This window comes from Flavobacteriales bacterium (genome assembly GCA_013214975.1).
In the GTDB taxonomy this organism is placed as follows: domain Bacteria; phylum Bacteroidota; class Bacteroidia; order DT-38; family DT-38; genus DT-38.
The window spans coordinates 14,478-31,217 of the sequence record JABSPR010000305.1; the positions used below are offsets into that span (position 1 = coordinate 14,478).

Annotated in this window: 21 protein-coding genes and 1 other RNA gene; 9 read left to right on the forward strand and 13 right to left on the reverse strand. The window is 35.5% G+C overall.

Features of this window, described 5'->3' with window-relative positions:
- Nucleotides 1-5 precede the first annotated feature (5 nt).
- Together rfbG and HRT72_09645 are read left to right on the forward strand one after the other, a co-directional pair.
- Nucleotides 6-1,040, forward strand: coding sequence for a CDP-glucose 4,6-dehydratase (rfbG, locus tag HRT72_09640; protein NQY67968.1), 1,035 nt, complete (start codon nt 6-8; stop codon nt 1,038-1,040).
- Nucleotides 1,040-1,447, forward strand: coding sequence for a WxcM-like domain-containing protein (locus HRT72_09645; GenBank protein ID NQY67969.1), 408 nt, complete (start codon nt 1,040-1,042; stop codon nt 1,445-1,447). The genes rfbG and HRT72_09645 overlap by 1 nt, the downstream gene beginning before the upstream one ends.
- Nucleotides 1,448-1,532: 85 nt before the next feature.
- Here HRT72_09645 and HRT72_09650 read toward each other — a convergent pair whose 3' ends face one another.
- Genes HRT72_09650 through HRT72_09670 form a run of 5 tightly spaced genes read right to left on the reverse strand, consistent with a single transcriptional unit; the run spans nt 1,533 to nt 4,862 of the window.
- Nucleotides 1,533-1,853, reverse strand: coding sequence for a hypothetical protein (locus HRT72_09650; GenBank protein ID NQY67970.1), 321 nt, complete (start codon nt 1,851-1,853; stop codon nt 1,533-1,535).
- A gap of 39 nt (nt 1,854-1,892) precedes the next feature.
- Complete coding sequence (locus HRT72_09655; GenBank protein NQY67971.1) at nt 1,893-2,867, reverse strand: aspartyl/asparaginyl beta-hydroxylase domain-containing protein; 975 nt, start codon at nt 2,865-2,867, stop codon at nt 1,893-1,895.
- A gap of 39 nt (nt 2,868-2,906) precedes the next feature.
- Nucleotides 2,907-3,575, reverse strand: coding sequence for a sulfotransferase family 2 domain-containing protein (locus tag HRT72_09660; protein NQY67972.1), 669 nt, complete (start codon nt 3,573-3,575; stop codon nt 2,907-2,909).
- A gap of 11 nt (nt 3,576-3,586) precedes the next feature.
- On the reverse strand, nt 3,587-4,549 hold the full coding sequence (locus HRT72_09665; GenBank protein ID NQY67973.1) for a hypothetical protein: 963 nt from the start codon (nt 4,547-4,549) through the stop codon (nt 3,587-3,589).
- Between the two features lie 34 nt (nt 4,550-4,583).
- On the reverse strand, nt 4,584-4,862 hold the full coding sequence (locus HRT72_09670; GenBank protein ID NQY67974.1) for a DUF1456 family protein: 279 nt from the start codon (nt 4,860-4,862) through the stop codon (nt 4,584-4,586).
- Nucleotides 4,863-5,012: 150 nt separating this feature from the next.
- Here HRT72_09670 and HRT72_09675 point away from each other — a divergent pair, with 150 nt between their 5' ends.
- From HRT72_09675 to HRT72_09685, 3 genes are all read left to right on the forward strand, one after another.
- Entirely contained in the window at nt 5,013-5,711 is a 699-nt protein-coding gene (locus HRT72_09675) for an MFS transporter (protein ID NQY67975.1), read from the forward strand.
- A gap of 276 nt (nt 5,712-5,987) precedes the next feature.
- A complete protein-coding gene (locus tag HRT72_09680; protein ID NQY67976.1) occupies nt 5,988-6,134 on the forward strand; it encodes a hypothetical protein in 147 nt (48 codons plus the stop codon).
- Nucleotides 6,135-6,739: 605 nt separating this feature from the next.
- Nucleotides 6,740-7,168, forward strand: coding sequence for a hypothetical protein (locus HRT72_09685; protein ID NQY67977.1), 429 nt, complete (start codon nt 6,740-6,742; stop codon nt 7,166-7,168).
- A 24-nt stretch (nt 7,169-7,192) separates the two neighbouring features.
- Here the strand turns inward: HRT72_09685 and HRT72_09690 are convergent, their stop codons facing one another.
- From HRT72_09690 to HRT72_09700, 3 genes are read right to left on the reverse strand one after another with little or no spacing between them, the layout of a single operon-like run.
- Complete coding sequence (locus tag HRT72_09690; protein NQY67978.1) at nt 7,193-8,155, reverse strand: glycosyltransferase; 963 nt, start codon at nt 8,153-8,155, stop codon at nt 7,193-7,195.
- On the reverse strand, nt 8,155-9,120 hold the full coding sequence (locus tag HRT72_09695; GenBank protein NQY67979.1) for a glycosyltransferase family 2 protein: 966 nt from the start codon (nt 9,118-9,120) through the stop codon (nt 8,155-8,157). Before HRT72_09695 ends, HRT72_09690 begins: the two co-directional genes overlap by 1 nt.
- A complete protein-coding gene (locus tag HRT72_09700; protein NQY67980.1) occupies nt 9,113-9,628 on the reverse strand; it encodes a DUF4199 domain-containing protein in 516 nt (171 codons plus the stop codon). The genes HRT72_09695 and HRT72_09700 overlap by 8 nt, the downstream gene beginning before the upstream one ends.
- A 94-nt stretch (nt 9,629-9,722) precedes the next feature.
- Between HRT72_09700 and ffs the strand changes: the two genes are divergently transcribed.
- An RNA gene (gene ffs, locus HRT72_09705) (signal recognition particle sRNA small type) lies at nt 9,723-9,822 on the forward strand.
- A gap of 195 nt (nt 9,823-10,017) precedes the next feature.
- Entirely contained in the window at nt 10,018-10,671 is a 654-nt protein-coding gene (fsa, locus tag HRT72_09710) for a fructose-6-phosphate aldolase (protein NQY67981.1), read from the forward strand.
- A gap of 72 nt (nt 10,672-10,743) precedes the next feature.
- Here the strand turns inward: fsa and HRT72_09715 are convergent, their stop codons facing one another.
- The 5 genes from HRT72_09715 to nusB all read right to left on the reverse strand — a co-directional run bounded on the left by HRT72_09715 (nt 10,744) and on the right by nusB (nt 14,152).
- On the reverse strand, nt 10,744-11,340 hold the full coding sequence (locus tag HRT72_09715) for a dephospho-CoA kinase (GenBank protein NQY67982.1): 597 nt from the start codon (nt 11,338-11,340) through the stop codon (nt 10,744-10,746).
- Nucleotides 11,337-12,305, reverse strand: coding sequence for a hypothetical protein (locus HRT72_09720; protein ID NQY67983.1), 969 nt, complete (start codon nt 12,303-12,305; stop codon nt 11,337-11,339). Before HRT72_09720 ends, HRT72_09715 begins: the two co-directional genes overlap by 4 nt.
- A 68-nt stretch (nt 12,306-12,373) precedes the next feature.
- Entirely contained in the window at nt 12,374-12,700 is a 327-nt protein-coding gene (yajC, locus tag HRT72_09725) for a preprotein translocase subunit YajC (protein ID NQY67984.1), read from the reverse strand.
- A gap of 4 nt (nt 12,701-12,704) precedes the next feature.
- Nucleotides 12,705-13,163: a DUF1573 domain-containing protein gene (locus HRT72_09730; GenBank protein ID NQY67985.1), complete on the reverse strand. Its 459-nt coding sequence runs from the start codon at nt 13,161-13,163 to the stop codon at nt 12,705-12,707.
- 41 nt (nt 13,164-13,204) lie between these two features.
- On the reverse strand, nt 13,205-14,152 hold the full coding sequence (gene nusB, locus HRT72_09735) for a transcription antitermination factor NusB (GenBank protein ID NQY67986.1): 948 nt from the start codon (nt 14,150-14,152) through the stop codon (nt 13,205-13,207).
- 129 nt (nt 14,153-14,281) lie between these two features.
- Between nusB and HRT72_09740 the strand changes: the two genes are divergently transcribed.
- Nucleotides 14,282-16,060, forward strand: a complete 1,779-nt coding sequence (locus tag HRT72_09740; GenBank protein ID NQY67987.1) for an ABC transporter ATP-binding protein — start codon at nt 14,282-14,284, stop codon at nt 16,058-16,060.
- Between the two features lie 83 nt (nt 16,061-16,143).
- On the forward strand, nt 16,144-16,542 hold the full coding sequence (locus tag HRT72_09745) for a DUF3276 family protein (protein NQY67988.1): 399 nt from the start codon (nt 16,144-16,146) through the stop codon (nt 16,540-16,542).
- Nucleotides 16,543-16,740: the final 198 nt, after the last annotated feature.

The following is a 16,740-nucleotide window of genomic DNA, read 5'->3' on the forward strand; positions in this document are numbered from 1 at the left end:
AACATATGTCGTACTCCGATTTCTATAGAGGTAAAAAAGTATTGGTAACAGGCCATACCGGGTTTAAAGGAACTTGGATGTGTATTTGGTTACACGACATGGGAGCAGAAGTAATAGGCTACTCAAACGATACCCTTTACGACAATAGTCTTTTTGAAATATCGAATCTATCTAAAAAAATAACAGATATACGAGGCGACATTCGAGATTTAGACGCTTTAGAAAAAGTATTTATTGAACACCAACCTGAAATCATCTTACATTTAGCGGCTCAATCTCTTGTACGATTATCTTACGATATCCCAATTGATACATTTAGCACGAATGTAATGGGTACAGCGAATGTGTTAGAATGTATTCGAAAGCATCCTGTAAAATCTTCTGTTATAATTACCTCAGACAAATGCTATTTGAATATTGAGAAGCAAGAAGGATATAAAGAGGATGACCCTTTTAGTACGCAAGACCCTTACAGTGCAAGTAAAGGTTGTGCAGAGATGGTTGCCGAATCTTACCGGTATTCTTTTCAATTAAAACTTGCCACTACTAGAGCTGGAAACGTTGTTGGTGGCGGAGATTGGGCGAAAGACAGATTAGTACCGGATGCTATTAATGCATTAGAAAGTAATGAAGACATTGTAATAAGAAATCCAATTAGCACAAGACCTTGGCAGTTTGTACTGGAACCAATAAGAGGTTATTTAGAACTAGCCAAAAGGCAATATGAAGGAGAAGACTTAAACGGTGGATGGAACTTTGGTCCAGAAAGATCTTCTATGGTTACTGTGAAAGAAGTAATCGATCTTATTATTGAGAAATGGGGATCAGGAAATCTTCGTATTGAAGGAGATACTAGCAATTTGTCTGAAGCTGGTTTATTATTCCTGGACATAGATAAAGCAGATAAACAAATTGATTGGAGGCCTAAATTAAACATCGATGCCACGGTCGATTATATCTGTGAATGGTATAAGAACTATAAAACGGAAGATGCTTATCAACTTTGCTTGAAGCAAATCCATAAATACGACGCCTTATAATGGTAGACCAAGTTACCGTTAGAGACTTAAAAGTTATTGCCGACGATCGCGGTGATGTTAAGCACATGATGAAATCGACTGATGATACATTTCATCAATTTGGAGAGATCTACTTTTCTACAATATTGCCTGGCAAAGTAAAAGCATGGCATAAGAACAAAACCACTACCGTTAATTACGCCGTTATTACTGGCAATATAAAACTCGTTGTTTACGATGGAGTGAGTTCAAGAGAGTTTTTTATTGGTGAGGATAACCACCAATTGGTTACTATTCCCCCAAACGTATGGAGAGGGTTTACTACTGTTGGAAATGAGAAGGCAATCGTAGCCGACTTAACCGACCACCCTTACAATCCAAACGATTTGGTTAGAGCAGAAAGCGATGAGTTAATCGATTGCTGGTAGTTGAATCGACGAGATTCCAAAAAAAAATTTATTATTTTTTAATGGCAGAAAAAAGCTATCTGTATGCTTTAGGTTTTGTTATGGGCTAGTTGTTTCTTTTAGCTTTTACTTTTATCGTATAACTTGTTACAATTCCTCCGGTAAGGGCTGAAATTAAAACATCTCCAAACTTGAATTTTGTAATAACTTCACAGTTCCCATCAGAAGGTGTATTTACATTTGTTCTTCCCAAAGGGACTAATCCCCAGAATAACCATAATTGTTTTCCTTTAGAATATTTGTATTCTTCTCCTTGTTGTTCTTTGAATTCTCCTACAACTGTTTTCGTTGTCAAACATGAGCTAGACAATAATATCAATGTCATCAACATTATCGTTAGAATAGTTGTGTTCCTATTTGTTTTCATTTTTGAATTAAATTATCCTAATACTTCAATAAATTTCAACTACACCGCTTCCGATCCAAGTTGCTCCATATTCACCAACTTAGAAAAAACCAAATTCTTTACGACATTCAAAACTGGCGCACCGGAGGGCAATACCAATTGCACACCCAAGTTTTTAAAGTCATTAAAGTATTTCCGAAGCATAGTAGTTCCAATCTCCATTCCCACCTCTTCCGCACCATATCTATACCAATGTGCTCTCCAATCACTTTTAAAAAGCCTTACCAAGTTTTCAAACTTAGCCAAATCCGATTCATTGTTTCTATTGTCTAACTGCACCTCTCGGCAAATAAACTCCATGATACCATCCGCTTCGCCGGCAGACATTACCAAGGGAACACAATACTTCTCTGTAAGAATTTCGCAAAAACCGCCTTCGTCAAATTCAACAAATTTGCTATCTACAAGTTCTATTGAATCGTAACCTGGTTTGTAGGACATATTTAGCAAATCCCAAAAGTTCCCAGAAGGTGAAAAGTCGACTACCAAATGTACTCTGAACTCATCGCTATCGTTATGTACGCTGTGTAACTCCCACGTATTTAAAAGCCATGTCTCTCCTGCCTTCATGTTTATCTCCTTATCGTTGCACAAGAAGCGAACTTTATCGGAGGTGAAAATGGGAATATGTAGCCTACTTCTTTTGTACCAATGATATTGAGAATCACGATGAGGCGGAACTGTTTTCCCTGGGGCAACGCGCATAAGTCTTGAACGCCCAACCACTTGATCAAATTGGGCTATAACCTGTTTAATGTAAGGGCATTTTTCAAGCGAGTCTGTTGTTTCCATCGGACCATTAAAAGAATCGTTCATTTCCCCATCTGTACTTACAAGCTGTATGGCGGTATTCCCCTCGAACGATTTCGCCCCTCTATCTGTCCAATCTTCAATGGTAAATTGAGCTACTTCCTCTTGGAGTTTTTCAACGTCAAAAGTAAAAGGGAGCTTGTAAAATTCGTGGTCTAATTTCATGTCTTCTTCTTTAAAATTGTAAAATTTTTTGATACCGATTTAACTTTCCCAATCATATATTCCATTTTCCCATTTGGAATAAAATAAAATATCGCTACTGTACCAATCTTCAATATTTTTTCTTCCAATATCCGAAAGATTCTTATCTACTTCTAATGTGTTACGATGAGAAGCTAAGTCATCTGTAGGGAGACTAACCTCTTTGGAAACACCTAGAATACTCTTCAGTTTTTCAAAATCATCATTCATTCTAGACTGGTTCCCAATGAACAGTATATCATCCAAACGAGATTCGAAATAATCATCATCCCCCACCCAATCATAAAATGAATTACGAACATGGAAAATATTTCGCATCGCATTTTCGGCTTTTTCCTTAAGAGATAGATCCGTAGAACTTAAACCTTCGGCGAGATCGTTCGCGATTTTAAATATGGCAAATGCCTCTGCCTCTAATGGTCGCCATTCCAAATTATGTCTTGGTGCACCTTTTAGCAATCTTGAATAAAATGAGCTTATAAATCTATTTACAGGATGACGAAGAAAGAAAACTACTTTATGACCTACAGGAACAGTCATCAGTTTAACTCGATGCGGATGCATTCTAATCAAGTATTCTTCTGTTTCTTTAACTTCCTTTAACGTACTAATAAGTGCCGTTCCGCCAGTCTTGCCGATGTGTAAAAAATGAACTGGTGTCTTCGCCATAGTAAGAGCTGTTACTTAATATACTCCACATTAAATTTCCCCATATCGGCTGGCCATGGTTCTGGTATATTGTCATCGCCTAACATTTCGAGTAAATCTATTTCTATATTTCTTGTAATAGAACTCATTGGTGTATCCGCTGCTCTATCTTCAAATGGTTCTTCCGTTATCGTGCCTGATTTCTCTAATATTGAGAATACAAAATTAATCGCCACACTAACCAAAATAGCAATCCACCAACTAACAGATGGAACTAAAACATAAGGAAAAGCGATAATAAAAAACCACATAAAAACTCGGGTGAAGTAATTATAATAGTATGGAAAAACCGTATTCTTAATTCTTTCGGTTTGTCCTTGAAGAGAATACAACTCCTTAATTAGAGTCACCAATTCCATGTGCCTAAAATCCTCAATTATTCCATCTTCATAAGCCTTTTGCAAACTCTTCCCTTGTATTAATAGTAATCTGGCAGGACGATTTGAAGCCGGTTTAATTTGACTAATATCATCCTCCGATAAATAATGACCATATAATTCACAATTCCTAATGTCTCTTAATCGGTGTACGAGTGAGTAAATCCAAGCTATATGACGATGCACAATTTCTCTCTGCCACTCTTTAACTTGTTCATCTGTTACATCTCCTTTGCCATATACGGTAGAACCAAACGATAATATCATCATCGATAACGACCTACTTGTGTTTACTATGCCACCCCACATCTTTCTTGCTTCCCACCATCTATCATATGCATGATTATTTCGAAATGCCAGAAATATTGCCAGAGCGCTACCAAGAATACTAACTGGTATAACAGGCAGTTCAAAAACCTCCCACCCCATAATTAAACATACTTCTTTCTGTAATACAGCAATACTCGACAAAATAATAAAGGCAATAATCCTTCCTCCGTTATGGTAGATTACCCCGGCTATTTGCAGAAATAAATTATCAGAATATTTAATTATCATAATAGAATTATTTAAGTCGTTTGATAATTAGGACTTAGTTAAACTTCTTATTGATTTTGTTTGGAGTATTAGTTGGTGTTCTTTTATCCTCTCTTGGTCCACGTTTGTAGATTACCAATCCATTTAAGAAATTACGAAGAATTTGATCTTGAAGCTCCATGTATTTAGGATGATCCTCTTTCCTGAAAAACGCACCTAGTTCACTTTTAGATATATTAAAATCTACCAGCTTTAATATATCTACGATATCCTCATCCCTCAATTTCAATGCAACCCTTAATTTCTTGATGATATCATTATTTGTCAATCCCATATTATCTTCTATATTCTTCGTTTATATTAAACTTGCCTAAAGTAAAACTAGGTTATTATTTACTAATGAAATAGCAGGAAATCTCTTCTTTTCCTCACTTCAAAATGATTATAACCTAAATTTGCACACCTTAATTATCGTAGTATTTAAATGACTGAACAAGAAGCCAAAAAAAAGAAGAAGGAAAATGCATTAGTTAACATAGCTGTTAACGTAATTATCCCTTCGGTGATAATGTCAAAATTCAGCAATGAAGAGTATTTCGGAGAAGTTAATGGATTATTAATTGCTCTTACATTCCCTCTTGGATATGGGATTCGAGAATTATTGATTCATAAAAAGTTTAACGTATTCTCTATCCTTGGGTTAGTTTCTGTTCTATTAACTGGCGGGATCGGTCTTTTAAGTTTAGATCGGAAATGGATGGTAATTAAAGAAACTGCCATTCCGTTGATTATAGGTGTCGTAGTTATAGCCTCTCAGCGTACCAATTACAAGCTGGTCCCTAAACTGTTTAGTTCGTTTATGGACTTTGACAAAATTAAAAATGCCTTTCTAGAAAAAGGTGAAGGAGGTGCCTTCCAAAAGAAAATTAATTTTTCATCTTATTTAATCGGTGGATCGTTCTTTCTTTCGGCATTATTAAATTATTTATTAGCCGTTTGGATTCTAGTTGGCGACCCTGGGAGTGCTGAATTTAATGAGAGCTTAGGAAAAATGACAGCACTAAGTTTTCCTGTAATTGCAATACCAATGATGGTAGTAACTGGATTAATCCTCTATGATTTAATCAGTATGATTAAAAAAGTCACTGGCTTAGAAATGGAGGATTTCATCAAGACAGAATAGTTCCAAGCAATATTCCTTCAATTTCACGAACGCCTCGATTAATCTCTTTCTATCTCCTTTTATTATTGATTAAAGAAAGTGGCCCAAAACGTATCACTTCTTCGAACAATAACGCAGAACGTATTTTAGCGCCAGAAAACATTCACTTTTAACTAATTTACAGTAACATACAGCACTCCGTTTGAGATTCAGAGAATTAAAAAAAATCATGAATAAAACTATTTTACGCCTTAATTATTACCTGCTTAATTTCATACTCACCTATCAAGGCTCAGTGTGTACAAGGAAATTGCCATGGAGGGTATGGTACTTTTCAGTGGACGAGTGGAGATAATTATCGAAGTGATTGGAGAAATGGACTCCAAGAAGGATTTGAATACTACTCCTATTCTAATGGAGATTTATACACCGGTGATTATCTAAAAGGAAAGAAAGCAGGTACTGGTACTTATCTCCAGAAAAACGGTAACAAATATGTCGGAGAATTTGCCGAAGATGTAATTAATGACCACAGAAGACTTGTTTTCAAAAAAGATGAAACGCTTTATGATGGTTCATTTAAAGACGGCAGAATGGTCCAAGTAGAAATCCTCCCTGCGGCAACAAGTGTGGCTAAAGAATAGCTAACTTGCTTCAATGATAGTAAGTGTGACATCAATTGAGCTTCGTTCTCCATTGAATTTTTTTCGCCTCGCAATGCTCGCAAGAGATGTAGTAAAGCAAATAGAAGCTTCCTACAACCTTTCATACAAGGATAAAGGCTTTTGGGCTAAACACCATATAATGACTTTATGGAATAGTGAAGAGGTCATTAACAACTTTTATCGGAACTGTGAGCCATGAAATTCAGTAAAAATATAGCGGTAGAAATAAGCTCTCTTCAAATCGAAAGTGAAACCATTTTAGATTGGGATGTTGCAATTAAACGTATTAACAGGGAAGGAAAAACACTGAGATTTTAAGTATCCTTTCAATTCAATATTTGATTTAATACTTTTGAAATTCAAAACCAGACCAATATCCTAATTATGCTCTCTAAAATTTCTATTATACTCATTAGTTTAACTTTACTTCTTACCGTGAATTCGTTTGCACAAGAGGCTCCTTTGAACCTCCTGAAAAACACAACACTTACAAGGTCAGATGTAATCCATATCATAGATTCTATTGACACGAGAAATAGAAGTGTAATAAGTAATCAGTCATTAGAGGTAAGAGCTGCCGGCCAAGAATTAAAACTTTACACAAGAAACCACTACATCGGTATTGGACTATTCAGTGTGGGTATGCTTCTTGCCAATTTTGCTGCTCTTCAAATTAGCTCAAATACATATGGACCCAATACATTGACCATTGGATTTGCTGGACTAATAATGTGGGGAGGCGGAGCTCTTGTTAAGGCAGAAAGCCATATTCACGTTCAACGAGCAGGAAAATTTTTAACTAAAGCCAAATAATTATTGGCCAACGTACTTCTTTTATCACAAAGGATTCGAATTATTTACTACTTCTTTTATTAACCCCAAGGCATAGGCAGTTAGCTGAATATAAGAAGCAACCACAGCTATAATTGCTGTTACCGGGTTTTTAAGGATTACCAAAGCTGTACCAAGAAGCAAGGCAGAATGCAATATCAAAGGGACAAGAACAAACCGCAATTCTTCACGATAAAAGAGGGTAGTAATCAACAGTACATATAAGTATCCTAAAAATAGTAATGGCACCAAATGCATCAGCTTAATGTTACCTGGATGAAATCGGTTCACATTAATCCTAGCTCTACCAAAAAAATGCATCTGCTGATAAAACCCTTTCAGTGTTTCCTTCCTCTTATGGTATACATAAGCATCGTTTATAAGACCCGACTCAAAACCAAGTTTTTCAACGCGTATACTAAACTCTAAATCTTCTGCTAAGAAAGGCAACAAATAACCATCGGTTGCTTCATACACTACTCGAGAAAAGCCCATATTAAAACTTCGGGGTCGAAACCTTGCTATTGCATTTGAAGACCCTCTACTCCCTCCTGTTGTGATAAATGAGGTAAGAACAAAATCAATCGCTTTTTGGGTAATCGTAAATGAGTGGTGTGCTTTATCCGGACCTCCATAGCTATCCAAGAAATTGTTGGCTAAGCTATTATTCACTACTTCCATATAGGTAGTTGGAATGATTAAATCAGAATCAAAAATTACAAAGTACTCTCCCTTTGCTTTAGACATACCATAATTTCGTGAATAACCCTGTCCGTCGTTACCTCTTAAATGATATTGAATGTCTAGTTTTTTCTTAAACGAGTCAACAACTTGATCTGATTTAATAGAAGAACCACTCTCAACTATGATAACCTCAAAATTTGAAAAAGTCTGATTCGATAAGCACTCCAGAACCTCTTGAATATGATCTGGACGATTGAAAACAGGAATTACAATGGAGTAAAACATTACTCTACACCTATTTTACTTTTAACAAGGTAATTGTTTCGGTCTGAAGAAGATCTAGAAATCAACTCGGCTAAAAAGCCCGCTAGAAACAATTGAACTCCAATAATCAGTGCGCATAAAGCCAAATAAAACAATGGTTGTTCTGTGGCCTGCCTAACTGGTAACTGATTAAACTGTGCATATATTTTAGCTCCGATAATGTACATAGCAACTCCTCCTCCACCAATGAAAGAAAGTGATCCCATAGAGCCAAAAAGATGCATTGGTCTTTTGCTAAATCTTGTAATAAACAAAACACTCAACAAATCTAAAAAACCAAACACAAAGCGTTCTAAGCCAAACTTGGTTGAACCAAATTCTCTTTTTCGATGTTCAACAATTTTTTCTGTGATCTTACCAAAGCCCGATTTCTTAGCAATCACAGGAATGTATCTGTGCATCTCGCCATATATCTCAATATTCTTTACTACATCCGCATTGTATGCTTTAAGACCACAGTTGAAATCATGAATTTTAATGCCTGTTAATAGCCCTGTAACTCCATTAAAGAATTTAGAAGGGATGGTCTTCATAATCGGATCAAAGCGTTTTTTCTTCCATCCAGAAACTAGGTCATAACCATCTTTAATCATATTATAAAGCGGTGGGATTTCATCTGGACTATCCTGCATGTCTGCATCCATTGTTATAACGACCTCCCCTTTACATGCTTCAAATCCAATATTTAGAGCTGCGGACTTACCGTAATTTCGAGAAAACCGAATGCCTTTAACACGATCATCGGCAGCGGATAATGTTGAAATCACAGACCATGATTTATCAATACTTCCATCATCAATCAGAAGTACTTCATAAGTAATCTCTTGGGTAGACATTACTTTAGTAATCCAATCTATAAGTTTAGAAAGAGATTCATCCTCGTTATACAAGGGTATTACGACAGATAGATTTAGTTGATCATTCATATTCGTAATCGTCTTCACTTCTTTTTAAAATATTTGAGCTTATTAAAGATATTATCGCTCCACTGATTAGTTTGCTTTGAAAATCCCCAAAAGAAATAGACCCCATTGTAATGAATTTCAGTTCCTCCATAATTTCATTAGCCATTTCATCACCAAAGCTATCAAAAATAACGCTCATCGAATCCTTTAACCATTGAATATGCACCCCTACAATAGAAGGACTAGCAAACGTGCCGTACATATATATTAGTATAGCAAACATAGATGAATATACGATCGAGGCTAACATCCCTATAGACATTGCTTGCCGAAATGAAATAATACCATCCAAGGCTCCATCTCTATACCTGATTATACTCATAGCAATAACACCTACAATTAGCCCGGAACCGATCCAACTAACTAATCCTAACGGATTATAACCAAGGATTTCAAATAACACAAATAATGTGAAATTTATCAAGCATCCTATACTCGCTATATTTAAAGGGTCTCGTGGTATTGTCATACTATAAAATTGAAAAGCCAAATATAGTAAATGGCAAATCGAAAAAATTACAGGAAATCATCAAAATAAATTGTTAATAGATTAAGTTTGCAATGGGTAAGTCTTATACGACCAGCTCCCATTGAACTCCCCCAGGACCGGAAGGTAGCAAGGGTGAATGGTTGTAGCGGTGCGATATAAGTAGCTTACCCATTTTTTTGTGCAAAATCTCATCCCTTAATTGCCACATTAAGTTTATTCCTATCGCTTTTCGCACTAACAAATTAGCTAAGACAAGGGAATTGTTAATTTCTTGGCCTACTTTGTTAATTTCTTTTTCGGGAATCCATGCTTACCATTTATACCTTTAAGTCGAATTAACGAATAGCTAACTTTTTTAACTTATTGCCATGAAATTTTTTGTAGACACAGCAAATCTTGATGAGATCAGAGAAGCCCAAGACCTAGGTATAATGGATGGTGTAACAACCAACCCATCTCTAATGGCAAAAGAAGGCATTAACGGGAAAGAGAATGTAGACCAGCATTACATAGACATCTGCAATATTGCTGATGGTGATATTAGTGCCGAAGTCATTTCTACTGATTTTGCTGGAATGGTAGAGGAAGGTGATCACTTAGCTAGTCTACATGAAAACATCGTGGTTAAAATCCCAATGATAAAAGATGGCATTAAAGCATTAAAATATTTTAGCAATAAAGGCATCAAAACGAATTGTACGCTTATATTCTCTGCAGGACAAGCATTATTGGCAGCGAAAGCGGGAGCAACTTATATTTCTCCTTTTCTCGGTAGACTTGATGATATTTCATTTAGTGGAATCGATTTGATTGCACAGATTCGTTTAATCTATGACAATTACGGTTTTGAAACACAAATATTAGCTGCATCGGTTCGTCACCCTATGCATATTATTGAATGTGCAGAAAATGGTGCGGATGTAGTTACTTGTCCACTTAAGCCAATTCTACAATTACTAAATCATCCTTTAACGGATAGTGGATTAGCGCAATTCTTAGCAGATCACGCTGGAAATAAATAATCAAATTATTTTCTTAAAAACGACCTAAAGAGAGTCTTTAGGTTTTACACGGAATTTGAGCTAAAGAATCGCTCAGGGATTTACTTGACGTATAATCTCTTCGTGAATTTTTACTATTTGCGGGAGAAGCATCTCCGAATCATCGTTGTTAATTACAAAGTCTGAACGAGATATTCTTTCTTCGTCTTCAATCTGATTCTTTATTCTCTCCTCAACTAATTCTCTAGAGATCGAATCTCTCGCTATTACTCGTTCTATCTTCAACTCTAGCGGAGATGTAACAGTTATTACAATATCCATCAGCTCGCTAGCACCACTCTCGAATAGGATTGCTGCCTCTTCTATTACATAGGATTTATCGCTATGAGTTTCGGCCCAATTAAGAAACTCTCGCTTTACCAAAGGATGGATTAAACCGTTCACTTCGGCAAGAATGTTAGCATCTGAAAAAATAATGTTCCCGAGTTTCTTTTTATTTAAAACCCCGTCTTCAAATATCTCCTCACCGCATATTCGTTTTAAACCTGTAATGGCATCTGGATGATTCTCATTAATCTTCTTTGCTTCGTTGTCGGCATAGAATATCGGCACACCCATATTTTCAAAAACCTCACATACAAAAGATTTACCACTACCAATCCCTCCTGTTATACCAACTTTCAGTGTCATTTATTTATTATAAATTCAACTTTATTGGGTTCTATAGAAATCACATCAACATTTCTAGATATTTCGTTAACCTCCAAATTTAATTTATTCGGATTAACTCTTTCTTTTGCAAAGTCCGCCTTAACAGAATAATAGTCATTTTGTACCGCCTCATAGTCTCGCAAGGCCACCAAGTATCTAATATTAACTTTTGATGGGAAGGTATTTATACTGTATTCCGACGGTAGATTCGCAATCTTTATTTCAGCTTCCACTATTCCTTCGGTATACTTTTCGATTTGTACATCAACCTTAATACTTTCGGTATTGGTAATAACTCTTCCTTTATAGCTATCCATAGAAAGCAGTGCTTTTTGACTAAAACCTTCTTTAAGATCGATCTTACTCAAGAGCTCTGTTTGAACTTCCGTGATAGTATCTAACATGCTTTTTGCTCCTGTAATTTCAACCATACTTGGCTCTAATGCTATATCTCCATACACTTGATATTGCGTTAAAAAGTTAAAGTCTTTCATTAATTTCACCTTAACCATCTTCTTTCTTTTTCTATCAAAATCAAAATGAAGCGTGTCTGGATTAATATCAATCACCTCAACCTTACCTTTGATTTGCTCCTCCAGATCACTTCGAATATCATCTGTCAATAAAAACCGGTGACTATATTGACTAATTCGTCTCTCCTTTAGGTCTTCTATTTTAACTACGATAGGTTCGTGATCAGAAAAGTATTTATAACTCATCAAGTTAAAACCACGTGATCTAACATGAAGCACCAGCTCGTCCGGCAGATCATTCATTAACACCAACCCTTTTTCTTCATTTTGGTATTCGACAGGGAAAGATACTGAAGCTGTATATGTCTCAGACAAAGCCATCAAATACCAAAAAAAAGAAGAAATTCCAAGACATAGCATAAATGTCCATATCCTAGAATTTATTTTTTTTCCTCTAAATATATTTGACAACCTCGATAGCATACTTGTGTATCTATGAATTCAAACGAACGGGAGAAATTACAAAGATGATCGATAAACTATTTTTTCTCTTCTATCTCAGCAATTTTATCCATTGAAATCGCCGATTTTTCAATCTTTAATTTAATGCCTCCTTCAACAGTAATTAATACAGTAGTGTCTGCATCTTTTACTTCAGCTACCTTCCCATGGATTCCTCCAATCGTTACAATCTTATCTCCTTTTGCTAAAGACTCTCTAAATTTCTTTTGATCCTTTTGTTTCTTTTGTTGTGGTCTAATCATGAAGAAGTAGAATACTACTACTATTAAACCCATCATCATAAAAAACTCTGGTCCACTTTGACCACCGTCTCCTCCTGCCATTAAAATTATTTCCTTAAACATATTTTTATTTTTTTGGTGCTACTACCATACCCGATAATGCTACAACAGATGTACCTGGTAAAGTATTCGCTGAAATTGTTATTGTTTTATGCTGCTTTCCATCTTTGTTCTTGCTATCAAAAACAACCTCTATAGCAGATTCTTCTCCTGGAGCAATCGGTTCTTGTGGCCATTCGGGAACAGTACAACCACAACTCCCTTTAGCTATTGAAATAACCAAATCCGATCTACCCGTGTTTTTAAATTTATAAGAATGCGTTATAACTTCACCTTGAACTATTGTTCCAAAGTCATATATCTCTTCAAAAAACTCTATTACAGGTACATTTTCGTTTTCCTCTTCGCCTGATGCCGTGGCAGGGTTATTTATTACATCCGAACTAATTCCTTCAGTAGCCTCGCTTCCACAAGATGAAACCAATACTATTAACCCAAAACAAAAACTTAATAAACTCTTACTCATACTTACTTGTTTAGTCGTCTAAATTAATTATTTAAACCCTATTATTTAATCAACCCTCTTCCCGTCTTTTTAATCTTTTTAGCCTTGTCCAATTCACCAATCACATTATCGAGTATTCCGTTTATAAATGCCCCGCTTTTTGGCGTACTATACTTCTTCGCAATTTCTATGTATTCGTTGATGGAAACTTTAATAGGAATAGATGCAAAATGCAAAACTTCGCTTATTGCCATCTTCATTAACAGATTATCTAAAAAGGCAATTCTATCTTCATCCCAGTTTTGTGTTTTGCCAACCAACATTTTCTGAATTTCCTCCGATCTCTTTATTGTTTGTTTAAACAAGTCGAGTGCAAATTGACTATCCTCTTTGTCATCTTTATATAATTTCATTAAGGAATGATTCTCATCCGAATTTGAAGTAATACCATTTATCGTCTTCATAACTGAAATTTTGGCCAACTCCATATCGTCTATCCAATGGATATTCTCTTCTTCTAGAAGATTAACCAATTCCTCTGAATCGAATATGAATTTCCTATAGAACTTAATAATAAATGCCTTCTCTACCTCAAAATCACGATTTACTTCTGCCTTATAACTAGCATACAAATTGCTATTTTTCAGATTAGTAAAAATCTTCATTGCAAGATCAGCACTTATTACTTTTTTAACATTGTATTTCTCCGAAAATGCAAGTATCGCTCTATTATTACCCAGCTGTTGAATAACCTCATTAGTAATAATCTTTTCGTGTGGAGAATTACTTTCGCCATCCTTAATCCATCTCTGGGCTATTCTTTCGGCATCTATTTCGATTGCCTTCAATACTTCTGGAATAACGAATAATAAGGATATATATAATTCGTAAATTCTATCAATAGACAAGACCATTTGATCCTGATCTGATTTTGAACTTCCTCCTGCCTCTTTAAAGACTCCGTAAAGAGCCTGCATCACCTTAATCCTGATATATCTTCTGTTCAACATCCTTGAAAGAACTTTTAAATTTGACTGTCATTACCGATATTTTATCACTAAGATAAAAGCTAACTTTGGTACCGGTATTCACCAATCTGATAAAGGACAAAATTACCTCTTTTCTTCCAGCCTGTATATATGCGATCCTTAAAACATCTAAATAAATATCTATACAAGTACCGTTATCGATTACTTCTAGGCTTCTTATTCATTATAGCATCCAATGCCTTTGCTATTTGGCCTGCGCAGCTAATTAGAGAAGCATTTGATTTAATGAAACTTAAGCTTGATTACGTAGCGCAACACAAGGATAAAAACTTATTCGAAGAGACAAAATCACAAATAATAATATTTGCTGCTCTCATTATTGGAGCTGCTCTGTTGAAAGGCTTATTTATGTTTTTAATGCGCCAGGCACTAATTATAATGTCGCGTAACATCGAATTTGACTTGAAAAATGAAATATACAGTCAATATCAAAAAATGGACAGTGCATTTATTAGCTCCAACAGAACTGGAGATATGATAAATAGAATAAGTGAGGATGTAAGTAGAGTACGGATGTATGTTGGTCCGGCTATCATGTATACTTTAAACCTGGCAGTGCTATTCATTTTATTAATTACCACAATGTTGAGTGTAAATGTGAAGCTTACTCTTTATGTACTTGCTCCACTACCTGTCCTGTCCATCAGCATTTACTATGTGAGTAGTATAATGAACAAACAAAGCGAGAGAGTACAAGAACAGCTATCAACACTCTCAATCTTTGTACAAGAAAGCTTTTCGGGAATTAGAGTTATTAAATCCTATTTAAAAGAAGACTATACTATCCATAAGCTTGATAAAGAGTGTACAACATACAAAGAGAGATCATTAAAGCTTATAAAGGTAGAAGCCATCTTTCTACCAGCAATGCTACTCTTAATTGGACTTAGCACATTAATAACTATTTACATAGGAGGTAAAGAAGCTATCGCTGGGAATATTTCTACAGGTAATATAGTTGAATTTGTTATATATGTTAATATGCTAACATGGCCTGTGGCATCTTTAGGTTGGGTAACATCTCTTGTTCAAAGAGCCTCTGCATCTCAAAAAAGAATAAATGAATTTCTAGATGTAAACCCTGAAGTATATAATACTGCACTTACCGAAACATTAATCAAAGGAACAGTAGAATTCAACAATGTGTCTTTCACCTATAAAAACGCGAACCAACCTGTTCTTCGAAACATTTCTTTTACAGTTAAAAAAGGGGAATCATTAGCCATTATTGGAAAAACTGGTTCAGGAAAATCAACGATAGCACATCTAATTACGAGGATGGCAGACATTATGAATGGCGACATTCTTATAGACAATACATCCATTAGAGAAACAAATCTAAACTCACTTAGAAAAAGCATTGGTTACGTACCCCAAGACTCCTTTCTCTTCTCCGACACAATACATGCTAATATTTCCTATGGCAGCTCTAAGTTACTTTCAGAAGAAGAGGTTATCAAAAGCAGCACATTAGCAGACATACATGATAACATAATGGAGCTTCCTGACAGATACAAGACCTTTATTGGTGAAAGAGGTGTCACCTTGTCGGGAGGCCAGAAACAAAGAATATGCATTGCTCGTGCACTAATCAATAATCCTAAAATTCTAATATTAGATGACTGCCTCTCAGCTGTTGATTCGAAAACGGAATCTACTATTCTTCACAATTTAAAATCAGTTATTAAAGATACCACAACAATAATGATTAGCCATCGTGTTTCAGCGGTGAAAGATTTTAATCAAATTATAGTAATCGATGAAGGGAAAATTATTGAGACTGGGAATCACGATGAATTAATGCAGCTAAAAGATCAATATTTCGACCTTTATATGAAACAGCAAAAGGAGGAAAAAGCCATTAATTAGATTAAATATCAATTAGTTGCAAATAATTTATATGTTTGTAACAACAAGTGCCTTAAAAAATAAACCATATTAAAAGGATTGAGATGGAGGGAAAAGATAATTACGGTCAAGCACCGGTATTTTCCAAGGTTGTAAGAGCAGGAAAGAGAACTTACTTTTTTGACGTTAAGCAAACTAAAGGGAAGGAAAACTACCTAACAATTACTGAGAGTAAGAAGCAATTCAAAGATAACGGCGAATTCTATTACGAAAAACACAAGCTATTTCTATATAAAGAAGACTTTGATAAGTTTTCAGATGGGTTGGGTGAGGCGTTAGGCAAAATAGCTGAGCTAAATGAAGGAGCAGAACAAACGAAAGTTCCTACAAGCGATACTTCTACAAATGTCTTTCCCTATAATTTTATATTCGACTATGATTTTATCGGTACTTTAGCCAATCACCAAACGAATTTTTCTAAGGGAAACCCCTCTTTCGCCTGAAAATGTGGACTCATAATGCTACCTAACCATGGGACTGAAGGAGTCTATGAATTACCTAACTCATACAAATCAATATTCTACAAGATCTTCTTTCTTATAACTGTTCTTCCACGTCAATTCGCCCTCAAATTTGCCTTTAAGAGTCGATTTCACCGTTAGTGAGTCAATTCACCGTTAAAGAGTCAATTCACCGTTAAA

Excerpts from the sequence above, each read along its gene's own strand:
- HRT72_09650 (NQY67970.1), bottom strand. The coding sequence starts at position 1,853 with ATGAAAACAAATAGGAACACAACTATTCTAACGATAATGTTGATGACA.
- HRT72_09690 (NQY67978.1), bottom strand. The coding sequence starts at position 8,155 with ATGTTTTACTCCATTGTAATTCCTGTTTTCAATCGTCCAGATCATATT.
- fsa (NQY67981.1), top strand. The coding sequence starts at position 10,018 with ATGAAATTTTTTGTAGACACAGCAAATCTTGATGAGATCAGAGAAGCC.
- HRT72_09745 (NQY67988.1), top strand. The coding sequence starts at position 16,144 with ATGGAGGGAAAAGATAATTACGGTCAAGCACCGGTATTTTCCAAGGTT.
- HRT72_09675 (NQY67975.1), top strand. The coding sequence starts at position 5,013 with ATGACTGAACAAGAAGCCAAAAAAAAGAAGAAGGAAAATGCATTAGTT.
- HRT72_09685 (NQY67977.1), top strand. The coding sequence starts at position 6,740 with ATGCTCTCTAAAATTTCTATTATACTCATTAGTTTAACTTTACTTCTT.
- HRT72_09655 (NQY67971.1), bottom strand. The coding sequence starts at position 2,867 with ATGAAATTAGACCACGAATTTTACAAGCTCCCTTTTACTTTTGACGTT.
- HRT72_09730 (NQY67985.1), bottom strand. The coding sequence starts at position 13,163 with ATGAGTAAGAGTTTATTAAGTTTTTGTTTTGGGTTAATAGTATTGGTT.
- HRT72_09740 (NQY67987.1), top strand. The coding sequence starts at position 14,282 with ATGCGATCCTTAAAACATCTAAATAAATATCTATACAAGTACCGTTAT.
- HRT72_09645 (NQY67969.1), top strand. The coding sequence starts at position 1,040 with ATGGTAGACCAAGTTACCGTTAGAGACTTAAAAGTTATTGCCGACGAT.
- rfbG (NQY67968.1), top strand. The coding sequence starts at position 6 with ATGTCGTACTCCGATTTCTATAGAGGTAAAAAAGTATTGGTAACAGGC.
- HRT72_09700 (NQY67980.1), bottom strand. The coding sequence starts at position 9,628 with ATGACAATACCACGAGACCCTTTAAATATAGCGAGTATAGGATGCTTG.
- HRT72_09670 (NQY67974.1), bottom strand. The coding sequence starts at position 4,862 with ATGGGATTGACAAATAATGATATCATCAAGAAATTAAGGGTTGCATTG.
- HRT72_09665 (NQY67973.1), bottom strand. The coding sequence starts at position 4,549 with ATGATAATTAAATATTCTGATAATTTATTTCTGCAAATAGCCGGGGTA.
- HRT72_09715 (NQY67982.1), bottom strand. The coding sequence starts at position 11,340 with ATGACACTGAAAGTTGGTATAACAGGAGGGATTGGTAGTGGTAAATCT.
- HRT72_09695 (NQY67979.1), bottom strand. The coding sequence starts at position 9,120 with ATGAATGATCAACTAAATCTATCTGTCGTAATACCCTTGTATAACGAG.
- nusB (NQY67986.1), bottom strand. The coding sequence starts at position 14,152 with ATGTTGAACAGAAGATATATCAGGATTAAGGTGATGCAGGCTCTTTAC.
- yajC (NQY67984.1), bottom strand. The coding sequence starts at position 12,700 with ATGTTTAAGGAAATAATTTTAATGGCAGGAGGAGACGGTGGTCAAAGT.
- HRT72_09660 (NQY67972.1), bottom strand. The coding sequence starts at position 3,575 with ATGGCGAAGACACCAGTTCATTTTTTACACATCGGCAAGACTGGCGGA.